The organism is Mesorhizobium sp. WSM4847, assembly GCF_055811335.1.
In genome coordinates this window covers 125,144-144,381 of the sequence record NZ_JBVVPY010000004.1, presented here as the reverse complement: position 1 = coordinate 144,381, position 19,238 = coordinate 125,144, and the positions used below count along the sequence as shown (strand labels likewise).

15 protein-coding genes and 2 pseudogenes are annotated in these 19,238 nt (G+C 62.8%); 11 read left to right on the top strand and 6 right to left on the bottom strand.

The genetic code is table 11. The features are described 5' to 3' along the window. Positions 1–13 precede the first annotated feature (13 nt). A complete protein-coding gene (locus AC0L28_RS07070; protein WP_473476421.1) occupies positions 14–892 on the bottom strand; it encodes an AraC family transcriptional regulator in 879 nt (292 codons plus the stop codon). A gap of 35 nt (positions 893–927) precedes the next feature. Between AC0L28_RS07070 and AC0L28_RS07065 the strand changes: the two genes are divergently transcribed. The 5 genes and pseudogenes from AC0L28_RS07065 (at position 928) to AC0L28_RS07045 (ending at position 4,099) form a co-directional block, all read left to right on the top strand. Next, positions 928–1,335 (top strand): DUF2000 family protein, encoded by a 408-nt coding sequence (locus tag AC0L28_RS07065; protein ID WP_473476418.1) that lies wholly within the window; start codon positions 928–930, stop codon positions 1,333–1,335. A gap of 37 nt (positions 1,336–1,372) precedes the next feature. Continuing rightward, a pseudogene (locus tag AC0L28_RS07060) lies at positions 1,373–1,495 on the top strand (EamA/RhaT family transporter); the annotation flags it as partial. 123 nt (positions 1,496–1,618) lie between these two features. Then, entirely contained in the window at positions 1,619–2,641 is a 1,023-nt protein-coding gene (locus tag AC0L28_RS07055; RefSeq protein ID WP_287072773.1) for a LacI family DNA-binding transcriptional regulator, read from the top strand. Beyond that, positions 2,638–3,621 carry a 2-hydroxyacid dehydrogenase gene (locus AC0L28_RS07050; RefSeq protein WP_287343644.1) on the top strand — a complete coding sequence of 328 codons (984 nt, stop codon included), beginning with the start codon at positions 2,638–2,640 and terminating at the stop codon, positions 3,619–3,621. The genes AC0L28_RS07055 and AC0L28_RS07050 overlap by 4 nt, the downstream gene beginning before the upstream one ends. An 82-nt stretch (positions 3,622–3,703) precedes the next feature. Then, a complete protein-coding gene (locus tag AC0L28_RS07045; RefSeq protein ID WP_473476415.1) occupies positions 3,704–4,099 on the top strand; it encodes a hypothetical protein in 396 nt (131 codons plus the stop codon). A gap of 17 nt (positions 4,100–4,116) precedes the next feature. On the opposite strand, the gene AC0L28_RS07040 is transcribed toward AC0L28_RS07045, so the two are convergent. Continuing rightward, a complete protein-coding gene (locus AC0L28_RS07040; RefSeq protein ID WP_473476412.1) occupies positions 4,117–4,890 on the bottom strand; it encodes a gamma-glutamyl-gamma-aminobutyrate hydrolase family protein in 774 nt (257 codons plus the stop codon). 290 nt (positions 4,891–5,180) lie between these two features. Here AC0L28_RS07040 and AC0L28_RS07035 point away from each other — a divergent pair, with 290 nt between their 5' ends. After that, on the top strand, positions 5,181–6,290 hold the full coding sequence (locus AC0L28_RS07035; protein WP_023796809.1) for a TRAP transporter substrate-binding protein: 1,110 nt from the start codon (positions 5,181–5,183) through the stop codon (positions 6,288–6,290). A gap of 61 nt (positions 6,291–6,351) precedes the next feature. Here the strand turns inward: AC0L28_RS07035 and AC0L28_RS07030 are convergent, their stop codons facing one another. The 4 genes and pseudogenes from AC0L28_RS07030 to AC0L28_RS07015 form a co-directional block, all read right to left on the bottom strand. Next, positions 6,352–7,374: a zinc-dependent alcohol dehydrogenase family protein gene (locus AC0L28_RS07030; protein WP_473476408.1), complete on the bottom strand. Its 1,023-nt coding sequence runs from the start codon at positions 7,372–7,374 to the stop codon at positions 6,352–6,354. A 19-nt stretch (positions 7,375–7,393) separates the two neighbouring features. Beyond that, positions 7,394–9,166, bottom strand: coding sequence for a TRAP transporter large permease (locus tag AC0L28_RS07025; RefSeq protein WP_473476405.1), 1,773 nt, complete (start codon positions 9,164–9,166; stop codon positions 7,394–7,396). Then, a pseudogene (locus tag AC0L28_RS07020) lies at positions 9,163–9,746 on the bottom strand (TRAP transporter small permease subunit). The gene AC0L28_RS07025 and the pseudogene AC0L28_RS07020 overlap by 4 nt, the downstream one beginning before the upstream one ends. Before the next feature lie 274 nt (positions 9,747–10,020). Next, positions 10,021–10,926, bottom strand: coding sequence for a branched-chain amino acid ABC transporter permease (locus AC0L28_RS07015; protein ID WP_473476402.1), 906 nt, complete (start codon positions 10,924–10,926; stop codon positions 10,021–10,023). 100 nt (positions 10,927–11,026) lie between these two features. Between AC0L28_RS07015 and AC0L28_RS07010 the strand changes: the two genes are divergently transcribed. The 5 genes from AC0L28_RS07010 (at position 11,027) to AC0L28_RS06990 (ending at position 19,238) form a co-directional block, all read left to right on the top strand. Further along, positions 11,027–11,635, top strand: a complete 609-nt coding sequence (locus AC0L28_RS07010) for a CGNR zinc finger domain-containing protein (RefSeq protein WP_473476398.1) — start codon at positions 11,027–11,029, stop codon at positions 11,633–11,635. Further along, positions 11,628–12,167, top strand: a complete 540-nt coding sequence (locus AC0L28_RS07005) for a hypothetical protein (protein ID WP_091592717.1) — start codon at positions 11,628–11,630, stop codon at positions 12,165–12,167. The genes AC0L28_RS07010 and AC0L28_RS07005 overlap by 8 nt, the downstream gene beginning before the upstream one ends. Positions 12,168–12,387: 220 nt before the next feature. After that, a complete protein-coding gene (locus AC0L28_RS07000; protein WP_473476395.1) occupies positions 12,388–15,867 on the top strand; it encodes an indolepyruvate ferredoxin oxidoreductase family protein in 3,480 nt (1,159 codons plus the stop codon). 132 nt (positions 15,868–15,999) lie between these two features. Further along, a complete protein-coding gene (locus AC0L28_RS06995; protein ID WP_128168379.1) occupies positions 16,000–18,312 on the top strand; it encodes a putative bifunctional diguanylate cyclase/phosphodiesterase in 2,313 nt (770 codons plus the stop codon). Between the two features lie 146 nt (positions 18,313–18,458). After that, on the top strand, positions 18,459–19,238 hold the full coding sequence (locus tag AC0L28_RS06990; RefSeq protein ID WP_023796800.1) for an N-acyl amino acid synthase FeeM domain-containing protein: 780 nt from the start codon (positions 18,459–18,461) through the stop codon (positions 19,236–19,238).

The window sequence follows — 19,238 nt, the reverse complement described above, 5'->3', positions numbered from 1 at the left end:
GCGGCCGACGCCGTCAGGCAGCGGCTGCTGACGATCCATGGACCAATGCCGACCAGCGGCCCGGCGTGATTCCGAACGCCTTCTTGAAGTGCCTGCTGAAATGACTTTGGTCGTTGAAACCGGCCGCTATTGCGATCTCAGCCAATGACTGGCTCGCCTTTATCATTCGGCGTGCTCGCTGAAGCCGGCGCATCAAGAGAAAGCGGTGCGGACTGGTGAAGAAAGCGGCACGGAAATGCCGCGACAGGGCGTAGCGATCGAGCCCGGTGATCGCCTCCAGTTCCTCGGAACGGACGGTACGGAAAACATTTTCTTCCAGATAGTCGCGTGCCAGGCTGACAGCCCGCCACGCTGTCCTTGCGATCGGTTTCGCCGGCAGGCCTGAATGCCGTGCCAGGCTTTGCATCAATTGCGCAACGAAGTCGGCGACAAACAGATCATCCAGCTTCTGGTCCAACGGCCCCAGCGCCGAAAGCAGCCGCGTGCGGAAAACAGGATCCGTCACCACGGCATTCCTGACGAAAGGCAGCGACGCGCCTGGCTGATCGAGGCAGTCCAGCACGATCGACGGCTCCAGATAAAGCATCCTGTAACGCAAACCGTCTTCAGTGCCGGCGCCGCCATCGTGCAATTCGTCGGGATGGAGCACGATGATCTGGCCGGGCAGGCTGTGATGCGTAGCGCCGCGATACCGGAAGGTCTGGACGCCATGCAGCGTCACGCCGATGGCGTAGGTATCGTGACGATGGAGATCGAAGGCGCTGCCGTGGAACCGGGCCTCGATACGCTCCATTCCGACGCAATCGGGTGCCGAGATGACGCAGTTCTCAGCCGCGTCAACGCACAAACGTCCAAGACCCTGAAAGGCCTCGCCATCTAGATCGTGCGACATCGCTTCATTCACAAACCTCGAATGGCAAATGTCTCATGTTCGACACGAAATTTGCAATCGTGCTGCAGGACGATCTTCCCGTCTGGCAAAAGCTCAACGTCACCGCGTTCCTGACCAGCGGCATCGTCGCGCAGTATAGCGATATCATCGGCGAACCCTATCGCGACCGCGCCGGCAATATCTACAATCCGCTCTCGATCCAGCCGATCATCGTGCTTTCGGCCGATCGCTCGACGCTCAGTGCGATCCACCGGCGGGCGCTGGAGCGCGGTGTGAAGACCTCGCTCTACGTCGAGGAAATGTTTTCGACCGGCCACGACGCGGCGAACCGCGCCGTCTTTGCCGAATTCGCACCCGACGACGCCAAGGTCGTCGGCATCGCGCTGCGCGCTGAAAAGAAGCTTGTCGATAAGATCACCAAGGGTGCCCGAATGCATCCCTGATGCATATCGACACTGGTTCAACCTGTTGATGCTTGGTGTCCTCGGCGCTGCCGTCATCGTCGCCAGCGGCTTTTGTATCGCTCATCGCGAGCACCGGCTTCGCGTGCGCAACCGCGCTGCCATCGACGTCGAGGTGGAGGCGCTGGCAAAAAAACTTTGATTTGTTTCGGAAGGGTGGCATAAGGCCGCGTTTAAACTGTTTAGATCATGATTCCGAAAACGGGCATCCGGCTTTCGCTGGAGATCATGGATCAGCTCTAGATCGTCGGGGGAGCGCAAGGCGCTGGCACAGAAGATCAAGCTTTCGACGATCGCGGATGCGCTCGGTGTGTCCACGGCCACGGTCTCGCTGGCCCTGCGCGACAGCCCGCTGGTTGCTGGACTCACCCGCGACCGCATCAAGGAACATGCCCGCGCCATCGGCTATATCTACAATCGCCGCGCCGCCAGTCTGCGCACCTCGCGTTCGGGCATCGTCGGCGTCGTCGTCCACGATATCATGAATCCCTTCTTCGCCGAGATCCTGCGCTCGATCGAAAGCGAGCTCGACCGCAGCCGGCAGACCTTCATCCTGTCGAACCATTACGACCAGCTCGAAAAGCAGCGCACCTTCATAGACACGCTTTTGCAGCTTGGCGCCGACGGCGTCATCATGTCGCCGGCCATCGGGACGCCGCCCGAAGACATCTTCATGGCCGAGGAAAACGGTCTGCCGGCGGTGCTGATCGCACGCACCGTCGAAGGCGCTGACGTGCCGGTGTTTCGTGGCGACGATGCCTATGGCACCGGGCTAGCGACCAACCATCTGATCTCGCTCGGCCATAAACGCATCGCCATGATCGGCGGCACCGACCAGACCTCGACCGGCCGCGACCGCTACCAGGGCTATCTCAACGCCATGGAGGCGGCAGGGCTGGAGGTCAGACCGTCCTGGCGCATCCCCGGGCCGCGCACCAAACAGGCTGGCTTCGAGGCCGCCGGGCAGTTCCTGGCGCTGAAGGACAAGCCAACCGCGGCCTGCTGCTGGAACGACCTCGTCGCCATCGGCCTGATGAACGGCATTGCACGCGCTGGGCTGGTGCCGGGCATTGACATATCCGTGACCGGCTATGACGATCTCGAGGAAGCGGCGATCGCGACGCCGGCGCTGACCACCGTGTGGAATGGCCAGCGTGAAGTCGGTCGCCGCGCCGCCAGCGCGCTGCTCGACAAGCTCAATGGGCAGATGGTGCGACCATCGCAGGAACTGATCAAGCCGGAGCTGCATGTGCGCCAGTCAACCGGCAAACCAGTGGAACGTGCATGACGAAAGCCGAACAGCAGCAAGCAGTCGCCATTCTGGTGCCGGGCCAATTCAACGACCACGCGGTCGGCCGCATCGACCGGACGTTCAGCCGCGCCTGGATCGAACGGCCTGATGCGTCGCTGGTCACCGACGAGATGCGCCGGACGGTGCGCGGCATTGCCGCCTTTGGCGGGATCAACGCAGCCCTCATCGACGCGCTGCCGAACCTCGAGATCATCGCCAATTTCGGCGTTGGCTATGATTCGGTCGATGCCCGTCACGCAGCGCAGCGCGGCGTCATGGTCACCAACACGCCGGATGTGCTGACCGAGGAGGTCGCCGATACGGCGATCGGGCTTTTGATCAACGCCGTCCGCGAGCTGCCGCGCGCCGAGACCTGGCTGCGCGACGGCAGTTGGGCACGCAACGGCAACTATCCGCTAAGCCGGCTGACCTTGCGCGGCCGTCGTGTCGGTATTTTCGGCATGGGCCGCATCGGTCTCGCCATTGCGCGCCGGCTGGAGGCCTTTGGGCTGCCGATCGCCTATCACAACCGACGCCAGGTCGAAGGTTTGCCCTACGAATACCACGGCACGCTGAAAGGCCTTGCCGAGGCGGTCGATACGCTGATCTCGGTGGCGCCCGGCGGCGCCTCGACGGAAAAGGCGGTCAACGCCGAGATCCTGTCGGCGCTCGGCCCGAATGGCGTCTTCGTCAACATCGGTCGCGGCAGCACGGTCGACGAGGCAGCTCTTGCCGCGGCGCTTGCCGGCGGCACCATCGCCGCTGCCGGGCTCGACGTCTTCGCTGACGAGCCGAACGTGCCGCCGGCGCTGCTCGCCGCCCCCAACACTTCACTTTTGCCGCATGTCGGCTCGGCTTCGGAACATACCCGCCGTGCCATGGCCGATCTGTGCGTCGACAATCTGATTTCCTGGTTTTCGAAAGGGAGGGCGTTGACGCCGGTGCCGGAAACGGAAAAGCTCAAGGCGCGCAGCTGAGCGGCACGCTTTCCTATTTGTTAACCACGGTTTAACGCTTTGAAATCATCTTTATCTATCGCCAAACACCCGGAGAACGCAGATGAAAGCACTTGCTGCATTGATAGCGGTGGTCGCGCTGTTCGGCAGCGTTCAGCTGTTTCACAGCGGCCGAGGCGAAGGCCGCACAGCCGATGAGTCAGCGCAGTCGCCCGGCGACTACCGGCTGGTGGCCAATGGCGACGAAGCGTCCTGCGCGGTCAAGCGCGGCACTGAGGTTGCGCATGGCCTGTCGTTGTTGACGGTCACTGCGAATTGCCACCGTGTCTTGCCCGGCATCGAGCGCGCGAAATTCTGGCGTGAGCAGGATGACGGCACGGTCACCTTCAGCGCGAACGGCATCGACCCGATCGTCACTTTCGGCGTCGCCGACGGCGACGGGTATGAATCCTACGCACCAGCCCTGCCGCTGCTGTCGCTGGCGGCCGGCAGCGATTGACGTTGACGTCCGACGAACTATTCCGCGGCGGCCCACGCGCCGGATTTCGCCGCGGCGTGCAGGCGCACCGCGTCGCCGAAGGCGCGGAATATCCTTGCTGAGACGCTGTCCGACTTGACCCAGTATTCGGGATGCCACTGGACGCCGACGGCGAAAGCGCGGGCGTCGCGCACCGAAGCCGCCTCGACCGTGCCGTCGCTGGCGACCGCCTCTATCTGCAGCTTCGGGCCGAGCCGGTCGATGGCCTGGCGGTGCACCGAATTGACCATGATGTCGCCTGCCCCGAACACGTCGGCGAGGCAGCTTCCGGGCTTGATCGAAATGGTCTGGCGGATGGCGAAGCGTTCGTCTTGATTGTCGCTCGCCGGTGCCCGATGGTCCAGCGATCCCTCGCGCTCCTGGATTTCTGTGGCCAGCGTGCCGCCCAGCGCCACATTCATCTCCTGGATGCCGCGGCAGATGGCGAGCAGCGGCACGCCGCGCTCCACTGCCTTGCGGATCAGCGGCAGCGTCGTGGCGTCGCGGGCAGGATCGTAGGGGCCGTTGGCTTCGCTGGCATCGCCGCCATAGAGCGAGGGATGAACATTGGACTTCGAGCCGGTGATCATGACGCCGTCGACCGATGACAGGAGCTCATCGAAATCGAGCCGGTCGCCGAAGGACGGCACCAGCACCGGGAACACGCCGGCCGCCGAAAGCGCCGCCTCCAGATATTGCTGCGGAGCGGCATGCCAGGTGTAGTTGTCGAACTGGCGGACATCGGTCGATATGGCGACTAGCGGCTGCTGCATTTTTGATCCGGGTCCATTCAGTGCAAGGATATGTTCTGCCTTTTAAAATAGGCGATCCGACGGCGCTTTGCCATGACAAGTTCGGCATCTCGCATGAGCCACGGAAAGGGCGTTAGACTTAAGTTGCAGGAGGCGTGTTCGCGCCCGCGTATTTCGCGAAAACGCCGCCGGCAAAACCGGCTCCCATGGCTGGACTCGACTTCTTGCCCGTGTATTGTTTGCCGCGAAGCCGATCCGGGGCACAGAGCATCTCCCGAACGTCGGTCTGTTGATCCAATAGGGAGGACTTCATGGATCGTCGATCATTCATCCGCAAGGCCGGCGTCACCAGTGTCGGCGCTGCGGCGGCTACGGCGGCGCTTGCCGCGCCGGCTATCGCCCAAACCAACCCGAAAGTGACATGGCGCCTGGCGTCGTCCTTCCCGAAGTCTCTCGATACGATCTATGGCGGCGCCGAGGTCTTTTCCAGGATGCTCTCGGAGGCGACCGACGGCAACTTCCAGGTGCAGGTCTTCGCTGCCGGTGAACTGGTGCCCGGCCTGCAGGCCGCGGACGCCACCACCGCCGGCACCGTCGAGGCCTGCCATACGGTGGCATATTATTATTGGGGCAAGGACCCGACATGGGCACTAGGTGCCGCGGTTCCGTTCTCGCTCAACGCGCGCGGCATCAATGCCTGGCATTACCACGGCGGCGGCATCGACCTGTTCAACGAGTTTCTCGCCACGCAGGGCCTTTTTGGCCTGCCTGGCGGCAATACGGGCGTGCAGATGGGCGGCTGGTTCCGCAAGGAGATCAACACCGTCGCCGACCTTTCGGGCCTCAAGATGCGCATCGGTGGCTTTGCCGGCAAAGTGGTGGAAAGGCTCGGCGTCGTGCCGCAGCAGATCGCCGGCGGCGACATCTATCCGGCGCTGGAAAAAGGCACCATCGACGCTGCCGAATGGGTCGGCCCTTATGACGATGAGAAGCTCGGCTTCTACAAGGTCGCGCCCAATTACTATTATCCCGGCTGGTGGGAAGGCGGGCCGACCGTCCATCTGATGTTCAACAAGGCGAAATACGAGGAGCTTTCGCCGGCCTACAAGGCGCTGGTGCGCACCGCCGCGCAGGCCGCCGACGCCAACATGCTGCAGAAATACGACTTTCTGAATCCGGCGGCCGTGAGGCGACTGGTGTCCGCGGGCGCCAAATTGCGCCCGTTCAGCCCGGAAATCCTGGCAGCCTGCTCCGAAAAGGCAAACGAGGTCTATGCCGAGATGGAAGCCTCGAACGCGCCGTTCAAGAAGATATGGGACTCGATCAAGGCGTTCCGCAAGGAGCACTATCTCTGGGCGCAGGTGGCCGAGTACAACTACGACACCTTCATGATGGTCCAGCAGCGCAGCGGCAAACTCTGACAACAGTTTCGGCGCCACGCGTTCTTCGGACGCGTGACGCCGAAGCGATTCTATTTTCTGATCAGCCCGGTACCACCAGCACCTTGACCTCGCCTGGCGCAGGCGGATTGGCGATCACCGCAGCCGCATCCTCAAGCGTCACCTGCCGGGAGATGAGCTTGTCGATCTCGATCGCACCCGAGGCGATGAGATCGGCAGCCCGGCGATGCGTAAACGGATTGAGGAACGACCCCAGCACCCTCAATTCCCGGAACAACAGGTCGAAAGGCTCGAATTCGGCCTTCATGCCTTGAGGCATCACGCCGACGACGACAACCGTGCCACCGGCCCTGGCGAGCCGCATCGATTGCTCGACCGTGTCCCTTACGCCGGCACATTCGAACACCACATCGACACCACCCGGCAGGAGGCCCGACGGACCGACGACCGTGTCGATGATGTCGCAAGCGGTTGGATCGACCGTCGCTGTTGCGCCCAATTCTTCTGCAAGGGCACGCCGCGAGGCCTGGCGCGTCGACAGGATGATTGTCGTCGCGCCGGCAAGCCTCGCCAGTTGCACGGTGAGCAGGCCGATCACGCCGCCGCCAAGCACGGCGACCGAGGAGCCGGGTCTGATCTGCGCCAGGTCCACGCCATGCAGGCAGCAGCCAAGCGGCTCGCAGAACGCGCCATGCGTCGGCCTCAGGTCTTTCGGGAGGAGGAAGGCCTGCTTGTGAGGCAGCACGACATATTCGGCGAAGCCGCCGTCGCGGCGGATGCCGACGGCAACCAGATTATGGCACAGATTGATGCGACCGGCGTGGCAGTGCGGACAGTGCCCGCAGGCGATGTTGGGATCGCCGGTGACGCGATCGCCGACCGAAAAGCCGGACACGGCGGTTCCAATCGCCTCGACGATCCCGGAGAATTCATGTCCGAGCGTCACCGGCGGCGTACAGGGAAATTCGCCATGGAAAAGATGCCGGTCGGTGCCGCAGACGCCGCAGGCCTCGATCCGTACCAGGAGATCGTCCGGCCCGGCCACGGGCTTGTCGACCTCCCGAAGGGCGATGCTGCCGACGCCCTCCAGCCGCACCGCTTTCATGTCTGTAGAGCCTCCGGCGTCAATTGAAACTCGGTGGTTGGGACAGATTGGGCGCTGGCGCTGCCGGCTTGGCAGCCGGCGTTTCACCGAAATTCGGCGGCTGCGACAGATCCGGTGCAGGCGCAGTCGGCGCCGTGCCGCCATCCGCAGGCGGAACGCCGAGCGGCGACAGGCTCGGCGTTTCCGGCACCTGGTAGTCGATCGTGCCCGGGTCCGCTGCCGTGCCCTTGTAGTGCATCACCATTTGCGGGAAGGCGATGGTCAAGCCGATCATGATCACCTGGATGCAAACGAAGGGCACCGCCCCCCAATAGATCTGGCCGGTGGTTACCGGCGCGATCTTTTTGCCGGTGAGGCGATCGAGATAGGGCACCCGGGCGGCGACCGAACGCAGGTAGAACAGCGCGAAGCCGAATGGCGGGTGCATGAAGCTGGTCTGCATGTTGACGCCGAGCAGCACGCCGAACCAGATCAGGTCGATTCCGAGCTTGTCGGCGGCCGGCGCCAAAAGCGGCACGATGATGAAGGCGAGCTCGAAGAAATCGAGGAAGAAGGCGAGCAGGAAGACGAGGATGTTGACGCCGATCAGGAAACCGATCTCGCCGCCCGGCAGCGATGTCAGGAGGTGTTCGACCCAGATATGGCCGTTGACACCGTAGAAAGTGAGCGAGAACACTCGCGCGCCGATCAGGATGAACAGCACGAAGGAGGATAGCCGCGTCGTCGACGCCAGCGCCTGCTTGATCACGTCCAGCGACAGCCGTCCCTTCATCGCTGCCATGATCAGCGCGCCGACAGCGCCCATGGCGCCGCCTTCGGTCGGCGTGGCGATGCCGAGGAAGATGGTGCCCAACACCAGGAAGATCAGCGCCAGTGGCGGGATCAGCACGATGATCACCTGCTGAGCCAGCCGCGACATCATGTTGATCTTCAGGCGCTGGTCGGCGATTGCCACGACATAGATGGAGATCACGCCGATGGTGGCGCCGAGGATGTCGGCGTTTTGGCCCTGCGAGGGCGCCAGATAGCGATAGGCCGCGTAGGAAACCACGATTGCCGCCAGCACCGCGACCAGCAGCGACAGGACACCGTGGCCGAGGGTGCGGGCCTCAAGTGGCAGCGCCGGCATCGACTTCGGCCGAATGATCGACATGATCACGATATACATCGTATAAAGGCCGGTCAGAACCATCCCCGGGATCAGCGCACCCGCATACATGTCGCCGACCGAGCGGCCGAGCTGGTCGGCCAGAACGATCAGCACCAGCGACGGCGGAATGATCTGGGCGAGCGTGCCCGACGCGGCGATGACGCCGGATGCCACACGGCGGTCATAGCCGTAGCGCAGCATGATCGGCAGCGAGATCAGGCCCATGGCGATGACGGAGGCAGCCACCACGCCCGTGGTTGCGGCAAGCAGCGCGCCGACGAAGATCACGGCATAGGCGAGGCCGCCGCGGATCGGCCCGAACAATTGGCCGATCGTATCGAGCAGGTCCTCGGCCATACCCGATCGTTCGAGCACGATGCCCATGAAGGTGAAGAACGGGATGGCCAGCAGCGTGTCGTTCGACATTACCCGACTGCCGTAGAAATTGTCCGGCAGCGCGTGCAGCAGCGGCCAAGCGAGATTGATCGATCCGCCCGAATAGGGTGACAGCACAACACCGATGAAGAAGAACAGCAGGCCGTTGGCGGCGAGTGAGAAGGCGACCGGGTAGCCGATCAGCAGGAAGATGACCAGCGAGGCGAACATGATCGGCGCCATGTTCTGGGCGATGAACTCGATCACGAGCGCACCTCTTCGGCAAGCGCCTTGGCTTCGAGTTCGGCCTGCTCATGCACCGATATGAACGGGGTGGGATCGTCCATGTCGCCGCGCATGATGGCGATCTTCTTGATGATCTCCGAGACGCCCTGCAGCGCGAGCAGGAAAAAGCCGGCCAGCAGGATCGCCTTCGCCGGCCAGATGATCAGCCCGCCCGAATTGTTCGACATTTCGCCGCTGCGAAACGACAGCGACACATAGGGAACGAAATAGATCACCATCAGCGTGACGAACGGCATCAGGAAAAAGAGGTGACCGAAGAGGTCGATCCAGTGCTGCACGCGGCGCGAGAACATGCCGTAGACGACGTCGATGCGGATATGGTCGTTCTGCTTGAGCGTGTAGGCGGCGGCCAGCATGAAGGCGGCGCCGAACAAATACCACTGCAGTTCCAGCCAGGCGTTCGACGACATGTCGAACGTCTTTCGGATGACCGCATTGCGGCACTGACCAGCACTGCCAGCAGGATCAGCCACGACACCCATTTGCCGATGAACTCGTTCACACGGTCAATGGTTCTGGATAGAGTGAGAAGCCCTGCCATACATTCCTCCCTTTACGCATCGGCCCGAAAATCGGTCTCGATTTTCGGAAAGCACGGTGCGTGACTCAAAGAATTAGCGGCGCGCCGATTCCCGCTTGTTTTCCGCCGCTTTGATGTGGCCCAACGGTATGCCGTGCGTGGCCCGACGGGTCAACACAGGGCAGACCGAGTAAAACAATCTTGTGGGATGGGGAAGGGGCGAAACAGCCGCGGAAGGGGTCATGCGCAAAAATCAAAGTGATGTCTGCAGCCAACGCTACCCAGGTTGGCGCAGTCAGACGATCTTGCTTTGGTCTCGCCCGGCGCCGATCAGCACCAGTATGGCGACGAGGAACAGATACATCCAGGCGTCGCGCCACTCGACCGGGAAATAGCCGGCCCACAGCGATTCGGCCATGCCGAAAGCGGCAGCGCCAAGTGCTGCCCGCAACGGCGAGAGATAGCCGCCCACCGCCGTCACGAACAGGATTTTCAGCCCGTAGACAAGGCCGGAGCCGAAGCTGATGTTGCCATAGTAGAGGCCGGCGAGGACACCGGCCAGCGCCGCGCAAAGGCCGCCGGCGAGCACCGCGTGCCGAAACACCGCGCGCACGTCGACGCCGCACATGGCGGCGGCTTTGGGGTCGTCGGACACGGCGCGCCAGCGCCGGCCGAAACTCGAGCGGGCGAACGCCCAGGAGGCGAGCACAATGGTTGCCACGACGATCCCGCAGTCGAGCAATTGGATAAGCGTCAGGGTGGCATTGAAGTTGGCCCCGTTCGCAAAAATGATGGGCTGGGCCAGCATTGGCGGCAGCCACAGATCATGCGTGTCAGCGGCGATGCGGCTTGCCTCCGACAGCAGCATCAATATGCCCAGCGTCGTCACCACGATCGCATTGGGCGTGCGGTCGGCCAGCGGTTCGAAGATGCTGCGCGACAGGACATGGCTGATCAGCCCCGCATACAGGAACGCCGCGACAATACCGAGCGCGACGGCCGCGAACAGGGTCAGCCACAGGGCCTGATAGCCGAAGGCCGCGGTGAGGATCATCGTCTGTCCGCAAAAGGCGAACAGCGCCCCATAGGCGAGGTTCGTCCGGTGCAGGATGCCGTTGATCAGCACATAGCCGAAGGCGAGCAGGGCATAGAGCGCGCCGGAATGCAGCCCGTTCAGCACCTGCTGGAAGAAATAGAGCATGCCAATGTCCTTGGATCGCGGAGAACCGCGTCCGTGCGGAGCAGATTTGCATCGGCAATCTAACTTGTCAAACGCAGCTTATCGGTTAGAAATGGCGCCCATGACGGTTTCCTGGACCCCGCACCGCTTCACTGGCGGCCTTCTTGCGCTCGACACGGCGAACACCGTCGTGCTGCGCGGCGATCCCCGGAAAACCTTCGACCGATTCAAAGATCCGGCGGAGATCGCCCGTTTCGCCGACGCGGCGAGCGTCTTTCGCGCCGCCGAGCTTGGCGGCAGGCGGCTCGAAGCGCCGTTCCCGGACAAGATCGCGCCGGTCGTGCTGGCGATCCGCGAGACGACCGACCGGCTGTTTCGTCGTGCGGTGTCGAAGGGCGCGGTCACTACAGGCGATCTACCGGGCTTCCTGAAGGCCTGCGCCGACGGTCTCGCGGACGGCCGCACCGAGATCGGTGCGCCGGGACGGCCGTTCGGCGAGCCGGCGACGCCCATCGCCTTCGAGGCGGCACTGGCGGTTTCCGCACTGTCGCTGCTGCAGGCTGACACCGTCGCAAGGCTGAGGATCTGCCCCAATTGCAGCTGGTTGTTTCTCGACCGAAGCCGCAATTCCAGCCGTCGTTGGTGCGACATGGCGGTGTGCGGCAACCGCCAGAAGGCAAGTCGCCACTATCGCCGCCGAACGGCAGCCAGAGGGACCGCCAATGTCTAGGAAAATCTTGCGCCTGATCGTTGTCGGCGCCATGCTCGTGGCCGCGGCAACGCTCGGCGCCTGCCGCGATACCGGCAAGGACGGCGAAGGCAGATTGTTCGAGATTTCCGGCAGGCTGGTCGTCTTCAATTATCGCCTCGCAAGGGCAACCTTTGTCGTCACGCTGAGGCCGCTGCAGCCTATGGAGGAAGGACAGGTTGCGGTCGCCAGCTTCCAGAACCCAGCAGGCGGCGAGCCACTGATCGTCGAACAGAAAATCTGGCCGAAGCTCGGCAAGGTGTCGCTGGAGAGCCCGGCGCTTTCCTGCATCGTCAAGGACAAGCCCTATGCGATCTCGATCAGCATCAAGGATGCCAACGGTGCAATCCTCCAGAAGATCGACACCACGCTGATGTCGACGCAGGACCAATCGGTCCTGCCCGACCGGCCGCTGGTCATCGATCAGCTCTATACGCCCAATCCAGAGCTTGCCGGCCATCCGGACGGCAAGCTGCCGGGCGCTCCCAAGCCCGACTGCTCGAAGGCCGGCTGACGCAACATCGCCGGTATCGGTCGCGGCCGGAATTTTCTTGGCGCTGACGGACCAATTGGCGCGCGTTTCTTACAGCATCGGGCGTGGAACGGATCGTTTGTTGCGCTTCGCCTGGCATCTTCGATTTTGTTTGACCTGCCCGGCAAGGGGAGAAACACTGCAGCCTCCAACTCCGACGTTGGCTGCGCTCGAACTGCGGCCTCCGCAGAGGAAATGCCTGATGACGCTGCATGATGTCGCGCTCGACGACAAGTTCGACCTGCGAAAGGAGCGCATCTTCCTTTCCGGCGCGCAGGCGGTCATTCGCATGCTTTTGATGCAGCGCGAGCGCGACCGCCGGGCTGGCCTGAACACCGCCGGCTTCGTCTCCGGCTATCGCGGCTCGCCGCTCGGCGGCCTTGACATGCAGCTTTGGAAGGCCAGGAAGCAGCTCGCCCAGTCGGACATCGTCTTCCAGCCCGGCCTCAACGAGGAACTCGCAGCCACCGCCTGCTGGGGATCGCAGCAGGCCGAATTGCTGGGTGAGGGCACGCATGACGGCGTCTTTTCGGTTTGGTACGGCAAGGGACCGGGCGTCGACCGCTCCGGCGACGTCTTCCGCCATGCCAATCTCGCCGGCTCGTCAAGACATGGCGGCGTGCTCGCCCTGATGGGCGACGACCACATGGCCGAATCCTCGACCAACGCGCACGCGACCGAGTTCCTGTTTGTCGACACCATGGTGCCGATCCTCAATCCGGCCGGGGTCCAGGAGATCATCGACTATGGGCTCTACGGCTTTGCCATGTCGCGCTTCGCCGGCACCTGGGCGGCGATCAAATGCGTCAAGGACAACATCGAATCGACGGCTTCGGTCGATGCCGCGCTCGAACGGCTTGATATCGTCGTCCCGGACTTCGACATGCCGCCCGGCGGCCTCAACATCCGCAACGAGATCGACATGCTCGGCCAGGAGGAGCGACTGCATGAATACAAACGCGCCGCCGCTTCGGCCTTTATCCACGCCAACGGGCTGAATCGGATCGTCTATTCCGGCGGCAGTGGCCCGAAGCTTGGTATCGTCACCGTCGGCAAGAGCTATCTCGACGTTCGCCAGGCGCTGGAAGACATCGGCGTCGACGAAGCCGCCGCCAACCGCATCGGCATCAGGCTGTTCAAGGTTGGTTGCCCGTGGCCGCTCGACCTGCAGCACATCACCGACTTCGCTCGCGGCCTCGACACCATCGTCGTTGTCGAGGAGAAACGCTCGCTGATCGAGGTGCAACTGCGCGAGAACCTTTACGGCACCGCCATGCAGCCGATCATCGTCGGCAAGAAGGACGAGCGCGGCGACGGGCTGTTCCCGGCCAAGGGCGCGCTCGATCCCAACGACATCGCCATCGCGCTCGGCGAGAGAATCTTGCGGACAATCGGTCCGTCGGACGAGATCGCCGCGCGGGTGGCGAAACTTCGCCAGTTCCAGGCGATGCTCGCTGAGACAACAGACATTGCCTCGCGCACGCCCTTCTTCTGCTCCGGCTGTCCGCACAATTCCTCGACCAAGGTGCCCGACGGCTCGCTCGCCGCCGCTGGCATCGGCTGCCATTTCATGGCGCTGTGGATGGATCGCGACACCGTAGGTTTCACCGCCATGGGCGGTGAGGGCGCGCAATGGGTCGGCCAGGCGCCGTTCTCGAAGCGCGACCACATCTTCCAGAATCTCGGCGACGGCACCTACAACCACTCCGGCGCGCTGGCGATCCGCTTCGCGCTGTCGACCGACGCCAACATCACCTACAAGATCCTCTACAACGACGCCGTCGCCATGACCGGCGGCCAGCCGCACGAGGGTGGCCTGACCGTGGACATGATCGCCAGGCAGGTGCGGGCCGAGGGCGTCGAGCGGATCGCCATCGTCACCGACGAACCGGCCAAATATACCGGCAAGGTCGAATTCCCCGCCGGCGCCACCATCCATCACCGCGACGACCTCGACCTCGTGCAGCGCGAATTGCGCGCGGTCAGAGGCACATCCGTGCTGATCTACGACCAGACCTGCGCCGCCGAAAAGCGCCGCCGCCGCAAGCGCGGCACCTTCCCCGATCCCGACAAGCGCGTCTTCATCAACGAACTGGTCTGCGAAGGCTGCGGCGATTGTGGGGTGCAGTCGAATTGTGTGTCGATCCAGCCGGTCGAGACCGAATTCGGCCGCAAGCGCAAGATCGATCAGTCGAGCTGCAACAAGGATTTCTCCTGCATCAACGGCTTCTGTCCGTCCTTCGTCACCGTGCATGGCGCCAAGATCAGGAAGGCCGAGGGTATGGCCGGCACCACCGATCCGCTCGACGGCGTGCCCGCGCCCGCGGAATTCCCGCTCGGCGACCAAGGCTGGGCGGCGATCATCGACGGCGTCGGCGGCACCGGCGTCGTCACCATCGGCGCGGTGCTTGGCATGGCGGCTCATCTCGAAGACAAAGGCTGCGGCATGATCGACATGGCCGGCCTTGCCCAGAAGGGCGGCTCGGTGTTCACCCATGTCCGCATCGCGCGCAGCCCGGACGATATCCATGCCATCCGCGTTTCGGCCGGCAAGGCAGACCTTGTGCTTGGCTGCGACCTCGTCGTGTCGGGCGCCCAAAAGGTGCTCGCCGCGGTGCGCGAAGGCCACACGATCTTCCTCGCCAACACCGCGGAGATCATGCCCGGCGAGTTTACCCGGTCGGCCGATTTCTCGCTGCCCGTTGAGCGGCTGAAAAAGGCGATCCGCACTGCCGCCGGCGACGACAAGGCGCATTTTTTCGATGCCACCCGCACCGCCACCGCGCTGTTCGGCAGCTCGCTCGGCGCCAACATGTTCATGCTCGGCTTCGCCTTTCAGCATGGTGGCTTGCCGCTGTCTGCCGAGGCAGTCGAAAAGGCGATCGAGCTCAACGGCCAGTCGGTGGCGATGAACGTCTCAGCCTTCCGCTGGGGCCGCCGCGCCTCCCACCAGCCGGATTTCGTGAGCGCCCTCGTCGTCCAGCCGGGCACGGCTGCACAGAACACCGCTGTCGCCGAGACGCTCGATGACGTCATCGCCCGCCGCGTCGCCTTCCTCACCGCCTATCAGAACGCCGCTTATGGCAAGCGCTATGCCGACAGAGTGGCCGTGCTGCGCAAGGCCGAAGCCAGCGTGGCGCCCGATTCGACTGATGTGACCGAAGCCGCCGCGAGGAACCTGTTCAAGCTGATGGCGATCAAGGACGAATACGAGGTGGCAAGGCTCTACACCGATGGCTCCTTTGCCGCTGAACTGGGCAAGCAGTTCCAGAGCTACGATAAACTCGAATTCCATCTCGCGCCGCCGATCATGGCCAGGCGCGGCAAGGACGGCAAGCCGAGGAAGTCGAGCTTCGGTCCCTGGATGATGAAGGGATTCCGCCTGCTGGCAGCGATGAAAGGCTTGCGCGGCACGTTCTTTGATGTGTTCGGCTACAGCTCCGAAAGGCGTATGGAACGGCAGCTTCTTGCGCAGTACGAGGCCGACCTGGAGCTTGTCGCCGGCGCGCTGGCGCCAGGCAAGGTCGAGGCCGCGGCAGCGCTTGCCTCGGTGCCGGCACTCATTCGCGGCTATGGTCACGTCAGGCGGGCCAGCGCCGAAAAGGCCGCCGGCGAGCGCCTGAGGCTGCTCGATCGCCTGGCGAAGACACCGGCTCGGCCGGAACTCCAGGCCGCCGAGTGATCGATGTCTTGTTTACCTGAAGGGTAGCTTCCCTGGCGTTAGCCGACCTGATGGTGAGGCCCGGAACCGCCTCTCTAAATCTTTCTTAAGGCTGATGTGACACAGCTTGCCTCCCCAGGGTGGGACTCAGGCGTGAATCTGAAAAGAAAAAACGAGATCCCGGTCGACGTCTACATTCCGTTCGTGGAAACTCTGTTCCGCGACAGCCTGACGCTTTCGATTGGATTCTTTGCCCAAACCCTGCTGGTCGCCCTGGTCTACTGGAAGACCAGGGATCCGATCTACATTGCGGTGGTCGCCGGATTTCTGATCGTCGCATTTCTGCGCCTGCGTAACATCAGAAAATACCGCCACGCCCCGTCACCCAGGAATTGGGAGGAGGCGCGCCGCCGCGAAAATGATTACATTTTCTACGGCTCCATGCATGGTTTCATGCTGGGCGCCTTCTGTTTCGCCGGCATCTACTTGGCGCATGACAACTATGCCGAAATCGCCGCTGTCTGCGTTACGCTGGCGTCCGCCACGGCGATCGCCGGCCGCAATTACGGCTCCCCGAGGATGGTCATGATCTTCATCATGACCATGACGTGGTCGATCTCGCTGGGCTTTATCCTGCGTGGCGATGTCTACCATGTGATCCTCGGTCTGATGTCGGCTCCCTTCCTATTCGCGATCAAACGCTTCGCCGATGTGGTCAGGGAGGTGCTTTTCGCCGCTTTGTCCGAAGAGAAGAAGGCGAACCGCCTCGCCCAGCGCTTCAATCGGGCGCTGAACACCATGTCGCACGGGCTTGTCATGCTCGGCCCTGACGGCCGGGTGGTGGTGGCCAACGCCGAAGCCGCGCATCTGATGTCGCTCAAGTCGCCCGACGCGCTGCTCGGGCGATCGATCCACGGCCTGCTGATGCGCGGCGTTGCCGGCGGCATGCTGGCGCCGAAGGACTGCCGCTACATCGAAGCCCAGCTTACGCGCGCCCTGCGCGAGGGCCGCGACCGCAAGGTTCTCGTCTCGCTCGCGAACGGGCAGCACTATGAGTTCTCGGCGCGTGAGGGCAGCCAGGAACTGGGCGTCATCACCTTCGAGGATGTGACGGCCCGCGTCGAGGCAGAAGGCAAGATCCGTTTCATGGCGCGCTACGACAGCCTCACCGGCCTGCCCAACCGCGCCTATTTCCACGAGCTGATCGGAGAGGCCATGGCATCCGGTGACCTCGAGCGTCTCTGCGGGCTCGCCGTGCTCGACCTCGACGACTTCAAGAGCGTCAACGACACGCTTGGCCACCCGGTCGGCGACGGATTGATCTACGCCGTCGCGGAGCGGCTGGCAGCGATCGCCGGACCAGGCGTCACCATCAGCCGTTTCGGCGGCGACGAGTTCATGGCCTTCTTCGACCGCGTTGAGGACGAGAGCCACCTGACCAGCCAAATCGACGGGATTTTCATTGAACTGCAGGGCGAGGTCGACGTCGCCGGCCACGGACTGCGTATCCAGGCCAGCGGTGGCGCGGTGCTGTCGCGGGTCAGGGATACCGATGTCGACGCCATGATCGTCAAGGCGGACCTGGCGCTCTACAAAGCCAAGGAACTCGGCAAGAACACCTGGCGGCTGTTCGAGGCATCGATGGATGCCGCTTTCCGCAACCGTCAGCTGATGAAGGCGGATCTGCGCACTGCGGTGGAAAGCAAGGGGTTGCGGGTGGTTTACCAGCCGATCGTGGCGATGAGCACGATGCGCATAGCCAGCTGCGAGGCGCTGTGCCGTTGGGATCACCCCGATCTCGGACCGATCTCGCCCAGCATCTTCATTCCGCTGGCGGAGGAAATGGGCATCATCTCCGAGATCAGCACCTTCGTCCTGCATGCGGCGTGCGTCGAATGCGCCAAATGGCCAGCACGGACCAGTGTCTCGGTCAATCTCTCGGCCAAGGACTTTCGCAACCGCGACGTTGTGCAAAAGGTTCGCGATGCGCTCGCCAGCTCCGGCCTCGCCGCCGGCCGCCTGGAGATCGAGGTCACCGAGACGGCGCTGCTCGACGACAAGTCGCTGACGCGTCAGTATATCGAGGAATTGAAGCGGCTTGGCGTGCGCATCGCGCTCGACGATTTCGGCACCGGCTATTCGAGCCTGAGTTATCTCCACAAACTGCCGCTCGACAAGATCAAGATCGACCGTTCATTCCTGATGGACGTCACCCAGAACAGCCGTTCGCTCGAACTGCTCAAGGGCATCGTCAATCTGTCACGGCCGCTGGGGCTTTCGGTGACAGTCGAGGGCGTCGAGACTTTCGAGCAGCTCAAGATCCTGGCCTTGCAGGTCAAGCCGGACCTGGTCCAGGGATTCCTGTTCGGCTCGGCGCTCAGCGCATCCGGTATCGAAACGATGGCGAGCACGGTCTGGCCATTCGCCAAGGACATCAAGACGGCCAGCAAGGCGACGCATCGCTGATTTCGCCGGAAGACCTGGTACTTTAGTATAATTCTGCCGATTATTAACCTTAATAGCCGGTAAATGATTTCTATCTTGTTTTCATCTTTACATCATACGGCCCTGCCGTAGTGTTGATCGCGGCGGCAGTTGCGGGGAACGAGTTGATGATTGTCGAGTTGACTTCACCTCGCCAAGCGGCGGGTGCGGACGGGACTAATGCGTCTGACGATATGTCCGGCTTTGCCAGGAACGTCTCGGCGATGCTCGAGCGGACGGAATATCGCCGCTGCGACAAGGGCGAAGATCTCGAAGACATTTACAGGTTGCGCTACAAATCTTACCGTCTGAGCGATATGGTCCCGGAGAATCCCGACCATATTGTGCATGACGAGCTCGACGAAGCGGCCAATTGTTCCAAGTTCGGAATCTATATCGACGGCGTTCTGGTCAGTACGCTGCGTATTCACCATGCCTGCAGCGCCACGCCGCAGTCGCCTTCCACGACGGTTTATGGCGACATATTGCGCCCTATGCTGGCGTCTGGTCTGCATTTTGCCGATCCCAGCCGCTTTGCCGCCGATCCGGACTGGTCGCGGGTCTATCCGCAAATTCCGTATCTGACGCTGCGCCTCGCTGGCATGGCATGCTTCTACTTCGACGCGCCTTATTGTCTCTCCACCATCCGCCCGGAACATGCAGGCTTCTATCGTCGCATTTACTGTTCCGAGCAAATTGGCGAGTTACGCAATTATCCGGGCCTGAATTACAAGGTCGTGCTCTACCGAGCCGACGTCAGCGCCATTCGCGAACGGTCTTTCTCCCGGTTCCCATTCTTTCGGTCGACGCCGATGGAGCAGCGCATGCTGTTTGAGACACCCAGTGCCGGTGAACTCGCGCCGCTGACCATTCTGCCGACCGCCAAATACTACCGCGAAGCCGCCTGA